General features: G+C 33.2%; 12 protein-coding genes. 6 read left to right on the forward strand and 6 right to left on the reverse strand.

Going from position 1 to position 16,903, the window contains the following annotated elements; translation table 11 throughout:
- Positions 1-23 precede the first annotated feature (23 nt).
- Together EG348_RS00900 and EG348_RS00905 are read left to right on the forward strand one after the other, a co-directional pair.
- Positions 24-2,561 carry a YfhO family protein gene (locus EG348_RS00900; RefSeq protein WP_123979814.1) on the forward strand — a complete coding sequence of 846 codons (2,538 nt, stop codon included), beginning with the start codon at positions 24-26 and terminating at the stop codon, positions 2,559-2,561.
- An 86-nt stretch (positions 2,562-2,647) separates the two neighbouring features.
- On the forward strand, positions 2,648-3,949 hold the full coding sequence (locus EG348_RS00905) for a glycosyl transferase family 1 (RefSeq protein ID WP_123979816.1): 1,302 nt from the start codon (positions 2,648-2,650) through the stop codon (positions 3,947-3,949).
- Here the strand turns inward: EG348_RS00905 and EG348_RS00910 are convergent.
- The gene (locus EG348_RS00910) at positions 3,946-4,584 is read right to left on the reverse strand and encodes a hypothetical protein (RefSeq protein WP_123979818.1); all 639 of its coding nucleotides are present in this window, start codon (positions 4,582-4,584) and stop codon (positions 3,946-3,948) included. The genes EG348_RS00905 and EG348_RS00910 overlap by 4 nt on opposite strands.
- 160 nt (positions 4,585-4,744) lie before the next feature.
- Between EG348_RS00910 and EG348_RS00915 the strand changes: the two genes are divergently transcribed.
- Positions 4,745-5,725 carry a YpdA family putative bacillithiol disulfide reductase gene (locus EG348_RS00915; RefSeq protein WP_123979820.1) on the forward strand — a complete coding sequence of 327 codons (981 nt, stop codon included), beginning with the start codon at positions 4,745-4,747 and terminating at the stop codon, positions 5,723-5,725.
- Positions 5,726-5,787: 62 nt separating this feature from the next.
- Here the strand turns inward: EG348_RS00915 and EG348_RS00920 are convergent, their stop codons facing one another.
- The 3 genes from EG348_RS00920 to EG348_RS00930 all read right to left on the reverse strand — a co-directional run bounded on the left by EG348_RS00920 (position 5,788) and on the right by EG348_RS00930 (position 11,429).
- Positions 5,788-8,013 carry a polyprenyl synthetase family protein gene (locus EG348_RS00920; protein ID WP_123979822.1) on the reverse strand — a complete coding sequence of 742 codons (2,226 nt, stop codon included), beginning with the start codon at positions 8,011-8,013 and terminating at the stop codon, positions 5,788-5,790.
- 331 nt (positions 8,014-8,344) lie between these two features.
- Positions 8,345-9,514, reverse strand: coding sequence for an MFS transporter (locus EG348_RS00925; protein ID WP_123984989.1), 1,170 nt, complete (start codon positions 9,512-9,514; stop codon positions 8,345-8,347).
- 241 nt (positions 9,515-9,755) lie between these two features.
- Complete coding sequence (locus EG348_RS00930; protein ID WP_123979824.1) at positions 9,756-11,429, reverse strand: glutamine--tRNA ligase/YqeY domain fusion protein; 1,674 nt, start codon at positions 11,427-11,429, stop codon at positions 9,756-9,758.
- Positions 11,430-11,587: 158 nt separating this feature from the next.
- Here EG348_RS00930 and EG348_RS00935 point away from each other — a divergent pair, with 158 nt between their 5' ends.
- Complete coding sequence (locus tag EG348_RS00935) at positions 11,588-12,721, forward strand: alpha/beta hydrolase (protein WP_123979826.1); 1,134 nt, start codon at positions 11,588-11,590, stop codon at positions 12,719-12,721.
- A gap of 417 nt (positions 12,722-13,138) precedes the next feature.
- On the forward strand, positions 13,139-13,306 hold the full coding sequence (locus EG348_RS22050) for a bacteriocin-like protein (protein ID WP_410494134.1): 168 nt from the start codon (positions 13,139-13,141) through the stop codon (positions 13,304-13,306).
- A gap of 14 nt (positions 13,307-13,320) precedes the next feature.
- Here the strand turns inward: EG348_RS22050 and EG348_RS00940 are convergent, their stop codons facing one another.
- Positions 13,321-14,325: an o-succinylbenzoate synthase gene (locus EG348_RS00940; protein WP_123979828.1), complete on the reverse strand. Its 1,005-nt coding sequence runs from the start codon at positions 14,323-14,325 to the stop codon at positions 13,321-13,323.
- Positions 14,326-15,342, reverse strand: a complete 1,017-nt coding sequence (gene fbp, locus EG348_RS00945) for a class 1 fructose-bisphosphatase (RefSeq protein WP_123979830.1) — start codon at positions 15,340-15,342, stop codon at positions 14,326-14,328. It abuts the gene before it with no gap.
- A 312-nt stretch (positions 15,343-15,654) separates the two neighbouring features.
- Between fbp and EG348_RS00950 the strand changes: the two genes are divergently transcribed.
- Positions 15,655-16,893, forward strand: coding sequence for an aspartate kinase (locus EG348_RS00950; protein ID WP_123979832.1), 1,239 nt, complete (start codon positions 15,655-15,657; stop codon positions 16,891-16,893).
- Positions 16,894-16,903 lie beyond the last annotated feature (10 nt).

The raw sequence follows: 16,903 nt of genomic DNA on the forward strand, positions 1-16,903 counted from the left end.
GAAAATAAAAGATAATAACCGAAATGGCGAAAAATAAAAACTTAATTTATATTGCGGCTTCATTAGTTGTATTTATAGTTTTAGCATTTTTATATTCCACACCTGTTTTTACAGGAAAACAGCTTTTCCAGCATGACATTGTTCAGTACAGAGGAGGTGCAAAAGAACTTCTCGACTACAGAGCAAATACCGGAGATGAAACGTATTGGAGTGATTCCATGTTTGGTGGAATGCCAACTTATCAGATGGGAAGCCAGTTCAAAGGAGATATCATCAAGAAAATTGATAGTAATCTGAACTTTTTTCCAAGACCCGTTAATTATCTTTTCTTACTCTTCGCAGGATTTTTCCTTTTAGGAATGGTAGCGGTCAGAAACTGGAAATACGCTCTTTTAGGAGCCACTTTCTTTGGACTTTCGACCTATTTTTATATTATTATCGCGGCGGGACACAATGGTAAAGTGAATACCATTGAATATTTCGCGCCACTTTTAGCCGGAATATTACTCGTCTACATAAGGAAAAGTTATATTTGGGGATTCATCGTCACTACCCTGTTCATGGGACTTCAGATAGCGGCAAACCACCCACAGATGACGTATTATCTTTTCATTGCTTTAGGATTTTTATTCTTATCTGAATTAATCCGAGCGATTCAAAAGAAAACACCAATGAAGCATTTCTTAATTTCTTCGGGAATTATTGCTGCTGCCTGCGTCATCGGAGTTGGGATGAATTCTCAAAGAATCATGGCCAATGCAGAATATGTAAAAGAAACCGTTCGTGGAAAACAAATCCTAGATAACGACACTCATACTTCAGGAAAATCCGGAATGGATAAAGAAAGTATGCTGATGTGGAGCTACGGAAGACTGGAAACTTTAAACCTTTTCATCCCAAGATTAATGGGCGGCGGAAGTCAGGAACCTGAGGCAAAAGATATTATGAACAAAGTTCAGGAGCTCGTTCAGGAAAATGTGACTTCACAAGCCGAAATGGATCGTGTTTCTAAAGGCTTTGGAAGCGTAACGTATTGGGGTGACCAACCCGGAACTTCGGGTCCAGCATATCAGGGAGCAATTATTTGTTTCTTAGCTTTATTAGGATTCTTTTTCGCTTGGAAAAAATACCGTTACTGGATCTTAGGAGCTTCCATTCTTACCATTTTATTGGCTTGGGGAAGCAACTTTATGCCTTTATCAGACTTCTTTATAGATTTCGTTCCAATTTACAATAAATTCAGAGCACCGTCTTCAATTTTAGTTATCGTAGAGTTGTTATTTCCTTTAATAGCGATCATTGGATTATACAGATTCTTTACAGATGAGAAATTAACGGAAGAATACAAAAAGAAAATACTTCTTTATGTAAGCGGAGGAACGTTAGGATTTTTATTAATTCTATTAGTTTTCGGAAAATCTTTATTAGGATTTTATACGGAGAACGAAAAACTATATTTCCCACCTTTCCTATTGGATTTTATGGTGGATGAAAGATTCAAATTATTCAGAATTGATGCTATAAAAGCATTTATCTACGTTGCTATCGCTGCAGGAGCTTTATTTATGGTTTTAAAGAAAAAATTAAACCAAAATATCGCTTTAATTATCATTGGAGTCGTGAGTTTATTTGATCTTTGGACAGTAAACAAACGTTATTTGAACGATGAAAACTATGTAGATAAAGTTTTTGCTGAAAACCCATTCCAGACAGAAACCTCAGATCTTCTAGCTGAAAAAGTACAGGCTAATCCTAGTTTGGGATCAATTTTAGCCAATGTTCAGGTTAACAAAACATTGGAAACGATTGCTGAAAAGGATAAAACTCATTACAGGATTTTTAATAATCTTTTAGGAACATTCAGCGAAACCAATACGTCATATTTCAAATCTTCAATTGGAGGTTATCACGCCGTAAAATTGAGAAGGTACGATGATGTTATCAATGAATATTTTCAGGTAATGGATTCTGTAAAACTTCCCAACGTTCTTAATTTATTAAACGCCAAATACTGGGTTGCAGGCGATCCGGAGCAACCTCAGGCAATGCCAAATCCAAAAGCCAACGGAAATTCATGGTTCGTGAGCGACTTGAAATTTGTGAACAGTCCTAACCAAGAAATTAAGTCAATCGGAGTAATCGACAGTAAGAAAACAGCTGTTATTGCTTCTGCAGATAAAGAATATTTCAATAATAAAACGGTTCAGCCAGATCCAACAGCGTTTATTAATTTAACGAAATATCAACCGAATGAATTAGAATTCAAATCTGAATCTAAAACTCCACAATTGGCAGTATTCTCTGAGATTTATTATCCTCACGGCTGGAAAATGTTTGTAGACGAAAAAGAAGTTCCGTACATAAAAGCTGATTATTTACTTCGTGCAGTACACGTTCCTGCAGGAAAACATAACATCAGAATGATTTTCGAACCTGAAGTTATTGAGACTGGAAAATGGATCTCTTTACTTAGCTTTGGATTATTCGTCATATTGAGTGGATTTGGGATTTATTGGATGAATAAAAATAAGAAGAAGGAAATTCTAGTAGAAAAAGTTTAATCTTAATTTTGTCATTCCGTAGGAATCTAGACAACGCTTTTATAATAGCTTAGATTCCTAAGGAATGACAAAATACTCCAATATAAATGGAACAAAAAAAAATATTAATCATCACTTATTACTGGCCGCCTGCGGGAGGTCCCGGTGTTCAAAGATGGTTGAAATTTGCAAAATATTTACCCGAATTCGGATGGAAACCCGTTATTTTCACCCCTGAAAATCCGAGTTATCCTTTGTTGGACGAAAGTTTACTAAAAGATGTTCCTGAGAATATTGACATCGTTAAAACAAAGATCTGGGAACCTTATCAACTGGCTGAAAAGCTTAATAAAAGTAACAAAAAATTCAAAGCCGGACAGTTTGATGTCGGTAAAAACCAAAGTTGGAAATCAAAACTTTCGATTTGGGTAAGAGGAAATTTTTTTATTCCTGATGCCAGAGTTTTTTGGGTAAAACCTTCCGTAAAATTTTTAGAACAGTATTTAAAAGACAATAAGATAGATGTTGTGGTAACTTCGGGACCTCCACATTCTTTACATTTGATAGGTTTAAATTTAAAAAAGAAGCTTCCCAATTTAAAATGGATCGCAGATTTCCGTGATCCCTGGACTGAGATTTCTTATTACAAGCATTTAAAACTAACCAAAAGCTCCGATAAAAAACATCGCCAATTAGAAAGTGATGTATTCAAAAACGCAGATATTACACTGGCAACAAGCTATACCGATGCTGAAAACTTCCGTAAAAACGGAGCGAATGCAGTTTGTATTACCAATGGATTTGACGAGACGGATGCTACTCAAACTCTAAAATCCTCAAGCTCTCAGACTCTCAAACAAAAATTCACTTTAAGCTATATTGGTGTTTTAGAACAGCTTCGAAATCCTGAAAATCTTTGGAAAGCTCTTGATGATTTAGTGAAAACCAATTCTGATTTTGCAGGAAACTTTACATTGAAATTCGTAGGAAGAATTGATGATAAAATTTTAAACTCAATTGAAAATTCTGGTTTAAAAAATCACATTTCAAATTTAGGATATATTTCTCATGATAAAGCGATCACAGAAATGCAAACTTCTGATATGCTTTTAATTACAAATTTCCCTAATGAATCTTCAAAAGGGATTATTCCGGGGAAAATATTTGAGTATTTAGCGACAGGAAAGCAGATTATTTCCTTTGGTCCGGATAAGGCGGATGTTTCGAAAATATTAAATGAAACCAATGCTGGAAAGCATTTCAGCTATGATGATTCTGAAACAATAAAAAGTTTTATATTAGAGAAATTCGAATTGTGGAAAAGCGGAAACCTTCTTGAAAACAACCAAAATATTGAACAGTTTTCAAGAAAGAATCTTACAAAAAAATTGGTTGATATTTTAGATTAAATCGTCCATTGATCGTTGATAACTCCAACTAAATAATACTTCCCTTTAAATTCTTCAAATACGAAACGAAGTGTTTTCCAATCCATTTCGCCATTTTTTTCGGTGCCTTTGATATAATTTTCTGTGAAATTAAGTTTTGGATATGCTTTTTCTAAATTGTTTAAAGAATTTCCACCTCCCTGAAATTTATCCAAAGAAAACTGGGAAGCTGTAAAGTCCTTTGAGAAAACCCATTTACTTAAATAATCATTAATTGTAGCTTTATAAAGATCTCCAGAACCATCATAAGAGCCCCAGATGAAAAGCGTTTTTGTCGGTTGATATTTTTCAAAATCGGTCTTAGAAAATTGCTTATCCTCTTTCGGATCTACGAAAGCATACATTGAAAACCGAACGCCTTTTTCTGGATGGATAAATTCTGCAAGCCTTTTATAATCTTTATTTTTTAGGGTTTTCAAAATCTCGTCATTGGCTTCTTTTATAATTTCTTCTTTAGTTATGGTAGCTTTATCGGGATTTGAAGTCTGGACAGTAGTTTGTTTTGTAGAATCAACTTTATGAACAGCAGGTTTACTTGATTCTTTTTTACAAGCCACAAGACTTACAACGAATATTGATAGTAATATTTTTTTCATTTTTTAATAGTAATCAATTAAAAAGACCAAAAGTGATGCCATTTTGAGTGCGAGAAGTTTGAGTATTTTAGAGTTTGAGATAGACTTTAATTATTATGAATATAGTTTTTAGCTTAAGACTTAAAATTTTCTGCTTACCGCTTTTTCGTACATTTGCTGTATGGAAATTTTAGACATTCTTATTGTTGGAGCCGGTCCCATCGGGCTTAATTGCGCTCTTGAAGCTAAAAAAAATAACCTGAATTATTTAATTATAGAAAAAGGAACCATTGTAAATTCTTTATATAATTATCCTTTATACATGCGATTTTTTTCTACTGCTGAAAAATTAGAAATTGACGAAATTCCATTCATCACAACAGCTCCAAAACCAGGAAGACAGGACGCTTTGGAATATTATCAGGGAATTGCAAGACAGAAAAATATTAACATTAATCTGTATGAAAGAGTTTTGAATGTATCTAAAAATGATGGCATTTTTGAAGTTGAAACTTCTAAAGGAAAATATTTCGCAAAAAATGTAATTATCTCGACAGGGTTCTATGACATTCCAAACCTGATGAATATTCCCGGAGAAAATCTTCCAAAAGTTAAACATTATTATACTGAACCTTATCCATACGCAAAGCAGAAAATTGTGGTTGTAGGTTCAAGCAATTCGTCTGTAGATGCAGCTTTGGAAACCTATAGAAAAGGAGCTGAAGTCACAATGATCGTTCGTCATTCTGAAATATCAAAAAATGTAAAATATTGGGTAAAACCTGATATTGAAAATAGAATTGCTGAAGGTAATATTAAGGCTCATTTTAATTCTGAGATCCTTGAAATAAAGGTAAAGTCTGTTATTTTTAAAGATGAGAACGGACAAATTCATGAAATTGAAAATGATTTTGTATTAGCAATGACAGGTTATCTTCCAGATTTTGATTTTTTGAAAAATTCAGGAATTGATCTTCAAGGAGAATGTTTAAATCCACTTTATAATGCTGAAACAATGGAAACCAACGTTGAAAATCTTTATCTGGCAGGCGTTGTTTGCGGTGGAAAAGATACCCATCTTTGGTTTATAGAAAATTCAAGAATTCATGCAGAAATGATTATAAAAAATATTTCTCTTAAAAATAAACAGCTAAAAAGCTGACAAAAAAAAATTCCATACAAAACAATGACTTTGTACGGAATGATACTTTATACTATTTAAGATTAATATAAATTTAAAAAATAATTACTCATAGCCCGAATCATAAGCTTATAGTGGGAATCAGAAAATATTTTATCAATCTCGATCCACTTTTCGTCGATAAGACTAATAGCATCTTTTCGACATTCCGTAAGTGCACCTGAACCAATAATCCAATCTGCAATATCCTGAATATCCTGTGAAGATTTATTGGGTTTACTCCAAAGATTTTTCATTTTCAGACGAATTTCCGGTTGGGAAAGCTCAATCGCTTTTATCAAAGGTAATGTCACTTTCCCTTCGCGGATATCTTCCAATTCTACCTTACTTCCCTTAAAACCGCCGTTCAGATCCCTCACATCATCAATTATTTGATAAGCAAGCCCAAAAGCTTCACCATAATCACAAATTGCTTTATGCTTTTCTATGCTCAGATCTTCTAATATAGTTATGATATTTGCCATCATTTTAATGGGAACACCTGTCTTAAGTATATGGATTTCTCTCATGCTTTCAGATATTGAATAGGTATCACCCGTTTCAAAAGCCTGAGGAAGTAAATCTGTAAAAGTTCTGATATCTAAAGCCTGCCCGGCATGACAAAGTCTCATCGTATCAAAATATGATTCGTATATTTTTTTCATTCTAGAATCAGATAAATGCGTCATATTACGAATCAATATTTCGCCTACAAAATATCCGAAAGTACCGGAATTTATTGCTGCAGGGATTCCATAAATGACGTGGCAGCTTGCATCACCTCTTCGCAATGGCGATTGATCCTGAACATCATCAATAATAAGTGAACTACAATGGATTAATTGAAAAAGTGCAACAAAAGGATCGTATTGAGAAATATTACCTTCACAAAGACCTACCAACAAACGTAATAAATGAGAACGCCATCCTTTTCCTTTTCTGTCAAGCATTTCAAGCAAAGGTTTTATTAAGGCCTCGTGAAGTACCTCGGACGGTACAGCATTCAGGTATGATGAATAATAATCTTTCATCAATTTCTCAATCTTTTCTTTTTCATGGGCATATGGTACCACTTCATGAATAATATCCAATACCTCTTCTGCTGCCTGATCCAAAAGATCATTAATATTATTCCATCCTTTATCTGTTGTGATTTCTACGAAAGCATTTCCTGTAATTTTTTCATTTTCTAATGTACCGGAAACCCTTGCACGTCCTTCCCAAAACCCCGGAGCAGATAAGAACGTCATAACTTCCTGATCTGAAAATTCTGCCTTTACGTTAAAATCAAGATTCCATGCTGGAATTTTCACTTGCCATTCCACAGGATATTTTGCGCAGGTCTTTTTACTTATATAATAGTCAATTTCTTCAATAATAATGTTGTCATCTTTAAGCGTAAAAGACTCTCCTTTTTCATCAATCCAAACAGTAAGTCTATCTGATTGCGTTGTATTTTTGTCAGTAAGGGAATAAAAAGTAAGCTGACAATGATTATCAAATTGTATTGCAAACCACATCCAATGTTTTGAAGTATTTTGCTCCACTTTTTGAGCAGGGTTGTACGATTCGCTAAACTCATGATCATACCATCCTGAACCTTTTATCCGAAAAGTTTTATTGTTAAGAGTAATATTACCTTCTACAGCATTTTCCGGAATAAAATAATAATGCATATCGTTGGCTGCATTCATTGATGATTTTACCAGTCCGTTTTCACCATGATAAACAGGATTTTTAAGAGGGTTAAAGGAAAAATTAACATTACTATTTCCTAACTGATTACCAATTTTAACAAAATAGTTCCCTTTCTCATCTTTTTCAAGATGGCCTAGATCATAATCTAATTTTAATTCATTGTTAGAAGTAACAACACTTTTTTTCATAAGAAAATCTGGAGCCGGAAAATTTCCTTTGTCAATAATCTCTTTAAAGGCATTATCAATTGGTTTCAACTCTTTCTTTTCTTTTAAATCATCACTAATTTTAGAAAAGATCTTATCGTCATGGCTGGTCTCGCTATGGTATTTTTGATCTTCTATATCAACCAAAGACCAGGTAAGCGAATGAGTAAACTCAAAAGGAAATACATTAAAATCTCTAGCAATTCTAAAAAATGAACAAAAAAACGCAAAAGTTTTTCCTGCATCATCTTCAACATGTGCATGAAAATACCACCATTCTAAATTAGATGTATCATGCGGCAAATCATCAATAAGTAAATTAATACCTATCTTTTCGGGATTAAGTTCAACAGAATAATTTTTCATTTTCGAAGTTATAAGTTTTTATAAAAATAATAAAAAAAATAATTACTTAATTATTTAACAATAAAATAATGATAAACAAAATATAAAACCGAAAAATTAATAAATCATTAATATCTAAACATTATTTACATAATCGACTTAACTGCGAAAATAAAATTCACTTTTGATAGCACATTGTAAAATAGGTTTCTGAATTGTTTCTTATTCAAGCCAAAGTTCTGACTACAACTCGCATTACTTGCACGAACGGATTTCATTCTTCGCAAAAAATTTCCTTTCCAGATTTTTTCTTTTAGTGAAAAACATCTAAGTATTCACTCCAATAAAACGATCAATCTTCTTGCTTTTTATTACCAATCATCCATGGAACAATGAAGTAAAAACCAATGGCAATAAGCGTTGCTAAAACTCCGGTTCCTATCCATAAGGCATTAAATCCAAATTTTTGAGCAAGCATCGTTCCGATGTACGGTGTAATGATAAATGCTATGGAAAATGAAATTCCATTCAATCCCATGTAAGCACCTTTATTATTTTTTCCTGAACGCATTGCTGTAATTGTAGACATAAAAGGTAACGTCCAGATTTCACCAATGCAAAGTAATGTCATTGAAATAACCAACGCTATTACACTATAGTCAAAAGCCATCATAGCATAAGAAAATCCACAAATAAGAGTTCCTAAAAGCATTGTCACCGCCAGACTAAAGTACTTTTCTGCGATTTGTACAAATCCCATTTCAAGCAAAACAATTAAGAATCCGCTATACCCTAAAATATATCCTATACTTTGTTGGCTTAAATGCGCAGTATCTTTATAAAAGATCGTCAACGTACTGAATAGCTGGAAAAAGCATACTGAAAACAGCATACAAAAGAAACAGTAAATCAAGAATTTACCATCTTTATAGGGAGAATTTTCTTTTTTAATAACAATTGCTTCTTTTACTTTTTTAGCTTTTATTTTCGCTAATTTATTTCTTTTTCCAAAGAACCAGATATACATTAATCCGGCTGAAAATGCTGCAAAAGCATTACTGAAAAATAAAAATTCATAAGAAATAGCAGATAAAATTCCACCTAAAGCAGGACCAATTGAGAATCCTAAATTCACAGCCATACGGTTTAGTGAAAATGCTCTTGTAATATTTTCAGGCTTTGCATATTTCGTGATCGCTACCGAGTTGGCAGGTCGAAATGTCTCGCTCACAATACTTTGTGCTAAAATAATTCCCGCCACCCCAACTTCTGTATTAAAGATCGGAATTAAACAAAATAAGGGTACACTAAGAAGCAAACTTAGATATTGTACTTTGTATTCTCCAATTTTATCAGTGATCATTCCCCCAAGCCAAGAGCCCAATACAGAACCAATTCCGAAAAAACTCAAAACAACTCCTGTATTTTCAATACTGAAATGTAAATGATCGGTCATGTATACCCCTAAAAACGGGAGTACCATAGAACCTGCACGGTTGATAAGCATTACCAATGCCAACATCCAACTTTCCTGAGAAAGTCCTTTAAATGAATTTGTATATATGTTTATTAATTTCACAATTTCTAAATTTTAAATATTTTTTGATAGGATTTTATCCTACCCTTTGTTAAATTGCCCCTTCGGAACTCTTAAATTTTAATATTCTTGAGATTGCTTCGTCGCTTCACTCCTCGCAATGACACAAAAAAACAGGACTTAAAAAATTAAGCCCTGTTTCATTTATAATGATATAAATAAATTTTTACTCTGGCTTATAAGAGTCTTTTAATGTTACAGTACGGTTGAATACCAACGTAGTATCCGTAGAATCCTGATCTTTCGTAAAATATCCAATTCTCTGGAACTGAAGAGGTTCTCCAACAGCGACATCCTTTAAACTTGGTTCAGCAAAAGCTTTAACGATAGAAACAGATTCTGGATTAATAAAATTCAAGAAATCTACATCTTTCTCAGCATCAGGCTGTTCCACAGTGAATAAGTTATTATAAATTCTTACATCTACAGGAAGCGCATGTTTTGCAGATACCCAATGTAAAGTACCTTTTACTTTTCTTAAACTTTCTTCTGTGCCGCTTCCAGACTTAGATTTTTCGTCATAAGAAGCGTAAATGGTTGTAATTTCTCCGTTTTCATCTTTCTCCACTCTTTCAGCTTTGATGATGTAAGCAGATTTTAAACGAACTTCTCCGCCTAATTTCAACCTGAAGAATTTATTATTAGCTTCTTCTTTAAAGTCTTCACGCTCAATATATAATTCTCTTGAGAAAGGAACTTGCCTTGTTCCGGCATTTTCCTGCTCAGGATTATTTTCAGTTTCTAACCACTCTTCATTTCCTTCAGGATAGTTCTCGATCACCAATTTGACCGGATCTACCACTGCCATCACACGTTTAGCTACTTTATTAAGATCTTCACGGACACAGAAATCCAATAATTGAATTTCAATTAAGTTTTCCCTTTTTGCAACTCCTACTTTATCAATAAAATTTCTGATAGACGCAGGTGTAAAACCTTTTCTCCTCATTCCGGAAATTGTAGGCATCCTTGGATCGTCCCATCCATTAACTACATTTTCAGCGATCAGCCTCTGTAGTTTCCTCTTGGAAGTAATCATATAAGAAACATTCATCCTTGCAAATTCTCTTTGCTTAGGCGCTACTTTAGATTCGTCATAAACCTGCTCCAAATACCAATTGTAAAGCGGTCTGTGATTTTCAAATTCTAAAGAACATAATGAATGCGAAACTTGCTCTAAATAATCAGATTCACCATGAGCCCAGTCGTACATTGGATAAATTTTCCAATCTGTTCCTGTTCTGTGGTGAGGTCTTTTCAAAATTCTGTACATAACAGGATCACGCATATTCATGTTAGGCGAAACCATGTCAATTTTTGCACGAAGAGACATTGAACCTTCTTCAAATTCACCATTTTTCATCCTTTCGAACAAATCTAAAGATTCTTCAACAGGACGATTTCTGAACGGAGATTCAACTCCCGGTTCTGTAGGATTTTTTCTTTGTTCTGTAATCGTTTGAGATGGCTGCTCATCAACATAAGCTTTTTCATCTTTAATCAACTGAACGGCCCAATCATAAAGCTGCTGGAAGTAGTCTGATGCATACAAAACTTTATCCCATTTGAAACCTAACCATTCAACGTCTTTCATGATAGAATCTACGAATTCCTGTTCTTCTTTTTCAGGATTCGTATCGTCGAAACGAAGGTTTACGGGAGCATTGTATTTTTCACCCAAACCGAAGTTGATGCAGATCGCTTTTGTGTGACCTACATGCAGATAACCGTTTGGCTCAGGTGGAAAACGGAAACGGATCTGATCATTTTTAAGACCGTTTGCCAAATCATCTTCTATAATTTGCTCAATAAAATTGAGAGATTTTTTTTCTTCTTCCATTAAAATTCGCTTTAAATGTCGCATTATACAACAATTTGCAAATTTAGGAAATTTAAAGGGTTTACGGAAATTATAATTTAAAACTATAATTGTTAATAATTCAATATTTTTATTTAACTTAGAAATTAACTAAAAAACCGTTCTCAAATAATAACAACATGGCTGTTTATATTCTAAGCAATCGAAAAATCGTTCGCCATAAAGGTGAAAAAGCAGATTCATTTTCTAATGATGAATACTCTATTCCTAATTTCAGAATAGCAAAATGTGATTTTGAAAACTTTAAAGAACCAACTTCTGCAGTTAAAAAGAAGAAAGACTATACTAACCAAAATATTCTCAACTATAAACTCTTTTCTGAGCCTGAAAAACAAGGTTATCAGGATGTTTTGGATGTTTTACTCAATGAAAAAGGGGTTAAAAAATCAACTCTAACGGCTAACAATCTCGGTGGAAGCCAAAAAATGTTTTATGAATTGTATAAAGATATGTCTTCCACAAAGGATAGAAGCGATGTTTTGATATTTATTCATGGCTACGCTTATGATTTTGATGATGAATTGAAGGCTATCATTGATCTTAAAAAATTATTTATTGATAATCCGGCATCGCCAATAGAGCATATTTTGTTCGTAAGCTGGCCGGCTTCAAGCAGTATTGTTCCGTTGACTTATTTTGATGATAAAGCTTCGAGCATCAATTCCGGAGCATCTTTGATGAGACTTTTTTATTTTTACACTCAGTTTTTAAAAGATATTTTTTCGAACCGTGATCTTGTTCCCTGCAACCAAAGGATTCATTTAATGGCACACTCCATGGGAAATCGAGTGCTTCAAAGTATGTTGTACAGTTTGAAAAAGGAAAACATTTTGAGGGTTATCGATCAAGTTCTATTATTGAATTCTGATGTGACTTATAAAGTTTTTGATGATTCGGAAGACTCATTCAACAAGCTACCTTTATTGGCGAATCGAATTTCAATTTATTTAAACAGAAAAGATACCATTCTTGGAATTTCACAGTTTACCAAAAATATTTTAACACCGAGATTAGGCAAGCATGGACCGAGTGACATTCAAAAATTCAAAGATATTGTTTCCGTTATCGACTGTACATTTGTAGAAGATGATGTGTTGAGTGGCCTGAAATATGAGATCGGAAATCATTGGGGATACTTATCCAGTTCAAAGGTTCAAAATGATATTTTTCAAAACTTATATGGTATGGATAGGAATCTTATTACCAACAGACTAAAGAATAACGAAAATATTTTCACAATTATTTCACAATAATATTTTAAAATTAAGCATATCGCAAAACCTTATTTTAAAGCATAAAACAATCGCTCATATTGGCATAGAGATTGCAAAATCATTAAACAGAGAAATACTAAATTTTTTTATCATGAAAAAAGTTAAAAGCAAGTTTTCTTATTTATTGCAATATATTAAGAAAGCAATTTTCGTAAAAGATGTGATTTAATCATCTGATTACTAACCCAAAACACACAGATTATCCGACCGTAAAATTACTTTTCTTCATCAATTTCACATCATTTTAATATACTTACAAGGTTTTTAGACTTTGTAAGGTTTTGTTATGTTTTCAATATTAATTCACAAAAATGTGTGTTAATTAAAGTTAAATATATTGTATAGTAGAAAAAAGAATTCCATATTTACATTACTAATCAAATTAAAATATTAATTATGAAAAATCTAGAAAAAATCAAAAGAGAAAAATTAAAGACAATCAAAGGAGGAAGACCGCCTCTTGGATGCAACAGTTGGAATCCAACTGCTATGTGTTGCAGATCATGGGCTCCCGACTACTGTGGTAATACTACATGTCCAGATTCACCTGCTCCAGCGTGTTAGTAAGTCTTTCTCAGTTATATTTTGAACCATAATAGCTCATTTCTGAGTTCCAAATCGGATTTAAAATTATTAACAAACAAAGATCCGGTGCCTAAACCTTGAGGCATCGGATTTTTTTTCGAAAAAGTATACTGTGCAATCGCATTCAGACCCACATTACTTTCAAGAGCAGACGTAATCCACCAACCAATATTGAATTCTTCTGCAAGAGAGATCCATTCATTAGAACCTGAAAAACCTGCTACCAAAGCTGGTTTTAAAATAATATATTGTGGTTTTATGATTTCTAAAAGCTTGTTCTTTTCATTAAAATCAGTAATTCCAATTAATTCTTCATCTAAAGCAATCGGAGTTGGAGTTTCGGCACATAATTCTGCCATATCCTTCCATTTTCCAGCTTTTATGGGTTGTTCAATTGAGTGAATATCTAAATCTGCCAATTGCCGTAAAACACCTTTTGCTTGTTCTTTATTAAAACCTCCGTTTGCATCTACACGCAATTCCAATTTATCTTTAGAGAATTTTTCTCTTAATTTTTGAAGAACTTCATGCTCGGATTTCCAATCGACACCAATTTTTAGTTTAATACAATGAAAACCCTTTTCAAGTTTTTCCTGAATCTGTTCTTCCATATAATGAATATCTCCCATCCAAATTAAACCATTGATGGTAATTGAAGCTTTACCTTCAGTAAATTCACTTGGGAAATAGAGATTTCCACCATGTTTTAAGTTCAGAATAGCCTGTTCGTATCCAAACCAAATTGATGGAAATTCTTTTAATTCTTCTTTTAAAAATTCAGAATCTTTTTGAATATTTTCACAAAGCCATTTCAGTTTTTCTTCATAATCAGGTCTATCATCAAAACTCAGTCCTCTGAAAATTGCACATTCTCCTACTCCTTTTTTTTCATTTTCTGAAATTTCAAGAATAAAGGTTTCCTTTTCATGCAAAACGCCGCGAGATGTTCCACTCGGGCGCTTGAATTCTAATAAATATTTAAAATATTCTGCTTTCATTTATTTTACACTGTCAATTCGCATAAATTCCTCTGCTTTTTCAACCATATTGACGCTTCCGCAGAAAAACGGAATTCTTTGATGAAGTTCTGTCGGTTCTATTTCCAAAATTCTTCTGAAACCGTCAGTTGCCTTTCCACCAGCTTGTTCAGCCAGGAAAGCCATTGGATTACATTCATATAACAATCTCAATTTCCCGTTTGGAGATTGAGAATATGAAGGATAAATATAAATTCCGCCTTTTAACATATTTCTATGAAAATCAGCAACTAGCGAACCAATATATCTAGAGGTATAAGGACGATCGCCTTCTTCCATCTGACAATATTTAAGATAATTTTTAACTCCTTGAGGGAATTTTATATAATTTCCTTCATTGATAGAATAAATTTTACCCGTTGTCGGAAACTTCATATTTGGATGAGAAAGATAGTAGGTACCTAAAGATGGATCTAATGTGAATCCGTTCACGCCATTTCCTGTTGTGTAAACAATCATCGTTGAAGAACCGTAAATAACGTATCCAGCAGCAATCTGATTCACTCCTTTTTGTAAGAAATCTTCCAATTGAACCGGAGTTCCTGGCTCGGTAACTCTTCTGTAAATCGAGAAAATTGTTCCAACAGAAACATTGACGTCAATATTTGAAGAACCGTCCAAAGGGTCAATTAATACAACATATTTACTTAAATGTCCGTTTTCACCACATTTAATATCAATAAAATCATCATTTTCTTCGGAAGCAATACCGCAAACCACTTCTCTTTGAGACAATGCCGTAATAAAAATCTCATTAGCGATCACGTCAAGCTTTTGCTGCTCCTCCCCTTGAATATTTTCATTTCCCGCTTTTCCGATGATATCTGCGATTCCGGCTTTGTTTACTTCTCTGTTTACTACTTTAGAAGCTAATCTTATCGCGCTCAGAAGACGTGAAAATTCACCTGTGGAATATTGGAAATCGTCCTGTTTATCAATAAGAAATTCGCCTAAAGTTTGTAATGGTTGATCTGACATGTTTTACTTTTTATGCTTTGCTCAAATTTCGTAAAATTTATAACAATAAAAAGAATTTTCTAACAAAAGACCTTATCAATTATTAATCAACAACATACAAGAGTATTTTGGCAAGACAGATGAATTTTCATCATTAAATTTTCTCCAATTCATTACAGCAATCTGAATATTTTGACCTTTTTTTTGATTTTAATAAAATCTTAAGCACTGCGAAACCACTGGCTCTTTCATATCTCGTTGTAAATTTATAATTTTGACCTCCGTAAAAAACTCAATTAAATTTTATCTAACAATTTTATTTTTAACAATTTAATGAAAATTTTCAAGTTTGGTGGAGCATCGGTAAAAGATGCTGAAAGTGTAAAGAATGTGTCCCTGGTATTAGAAAGCCAAGGATTTGCCAAATGTCTGCTGGTAATTTCAGCAATGGGCAAAACGACTAATGAATTGGAAAAAGTGGTAGAACTTTATTTCAAGAAGGATAACTATCAAACTGAGATTGAAAAGATAAAACGAAAACACATGGAAATCGCGGAAGGTTTATTTCCTGAAAACCATGCTGTTTTTGCAGAAATCAATTTGTTTTTTGATGATATTGTTTCTTTTTTAAGAAGAAATAAATCACCTAATTACAATTTTGTTTACGATCAGGTTGTAAGCTGTGGTGAAATGATCTCTACTAAGATCGTAAGTGAATATTTAAATGAAATACAATTTACCAATCAATGGTTAGACGCCAGAGATTATATAAAAACCGATAATTCTTACAGAGACGGAAATGTAGACTGGAAAAGAACAGAAGAATTTATATCAACTTTAAATCCGGAGATCTGCTATGTAACGCAAGGTTTTATTGGATCTGATGATAATAATTTTACGGTAACTTTAGGAAGAGAAGGTTCAGATTATTCTGCGGCGATCTTTGCTTATTGTTTAAATGCAGATGCAATGACGATTTGGAAAGACGTTCCTGGAGTAATGACGGGAGATCCAAGAAAATTCAAGGATGTTACGCTTCTTTCTAATATATCGTATGAAGAGGCAATCGAGATGGCGTACTACGGAGCAAGTATCATCCACCCAAAAACTTTACAGCCTTTACAACAAAAAGACATACCTTTTTATGTGAAATCTTTCGTAGATCCTACAAAAAAAGGAACAAAAGTAGGTGCTTCAGATAAAAATGAATTTCAGGAATCTTATATATTAAAGGAACATCAAACTTTATTGAAAATCTCTACCAGAGACTTCTCTTTTGTAGCGGAAGATCACATGAGTTTGGTTTTTAGCTTTTTAGCAAAATATAAAATTAAAGTTTCTTTGATGCAGAATTCTGCAATTTCACTAGCTTTATGTCTTGAAGATAAATTTGACAAAATAAACGAGCTTAATGAAGAACTTCAGAAAATTTTTAAAACTGAAGTCGTTAAAAATGTATCTTTATTTACCGTGAGAAATGCGAAGATGGAGAACATTGATAAATTTTACCAAGAAAAAAGTGTATTATTGGAACAGATTTCCAAGAATACGCTTCAAATGGTAACACAATAAAACTAATTGC

The sequence above is a fragment of the Chryseobacterium sp. G0201 genome (genome assembly GCF_003815655.1).
Taxonomy (GTDB): domain Bacteria; phylum Bacteroidota; class Bacteroidia; order Flavobacteriales; family Weeksellaceae; genus Chryseobacterium.

Bases quoted from the DNA above. Each gene is read 5' to 3' on its own strand.
- EG348_RS00900 (WP_123979814.1), top strand. From the start codon at position 24: ATGGCGAAAAATAAAAACTTAATTTATATTGCGGCTTCATTAGTTGTA.
- EG348_RS00905 (WP_123979816.1), top strand. From the start codon at position 2,648: ATGGAACAAAAAAAAATATTAATCATCACTTATTACTGGCCGCCTGCG.
- EG348_RS00910 (WP_123979818.1), bottom strand. From the start codon at position 4,584: ATGAAAAAAATATTACTATCAATATTCGTTGTAAGTCTTGTGGCTTGT.
- EG348_RS00915 (WP_123979820.1), top strand. From the start codon at position 4,745: ATGGAAATTTTAGACATTCTTATTGTTGGAGCCGGTCCCATCGGGCTT.
- EG348_RS00920 (WP_123979822.1), bottom strand. From the start codon at position 8,013: ATGAAAAATTATTCTGTTGAACTTAATCCCGAAAAGATAGGTATTAAT.
- EG348_RS00925 (WP_123984989.1), bottom strand. From the start codon at position 9,514: ATGTTGGCATTGGTAATGCTTATCAACCGTGCAGGTTCTATGGTACTC.
- EG348_RS00930 (WP_123979824.1), bottom strand. From the start codon at position 11,429: ATGGAAGAAGAAAAAAAATCTCTCAATTTTATTGAGCAAATTATAGAA.
- EG348_RS00935 (WP_123979826.1), top strand. From the start codon at position 11,588: ATGGCTGTTTATATTCTAAGCAATCGAAAAATCGTTCGCCATAAAGGT.
- EG348_RS22050 (WP_410494134.1), top strand. From the start codon at position 13,139: ATGAAAAATCTAGAAAAAATCAAAAGAGAAAAATTAAAGACAATCAAA.
- EG348_RS00940 (WP_123979828.1), bottom strand. From the start codon at position 14,325: ATGAAAGCAGAATATTTTAAATATTTATTAGAATTCAAGCGCCCGAGT.
- fbp (WP_123979830.1), bottom strand. From the start codon at position 15,342: ATGTCAGATCAACCATTACAAACTTTAGGCGAATTTCTTATTGATAAA.
- EG348_RS00950 (WP_123979832.1), top strand. From the start codon at position 15,655: ATGAAAATTTTCAAGTTTGGTGGAGCATCGGTAAAAGATGCTGAAAGT.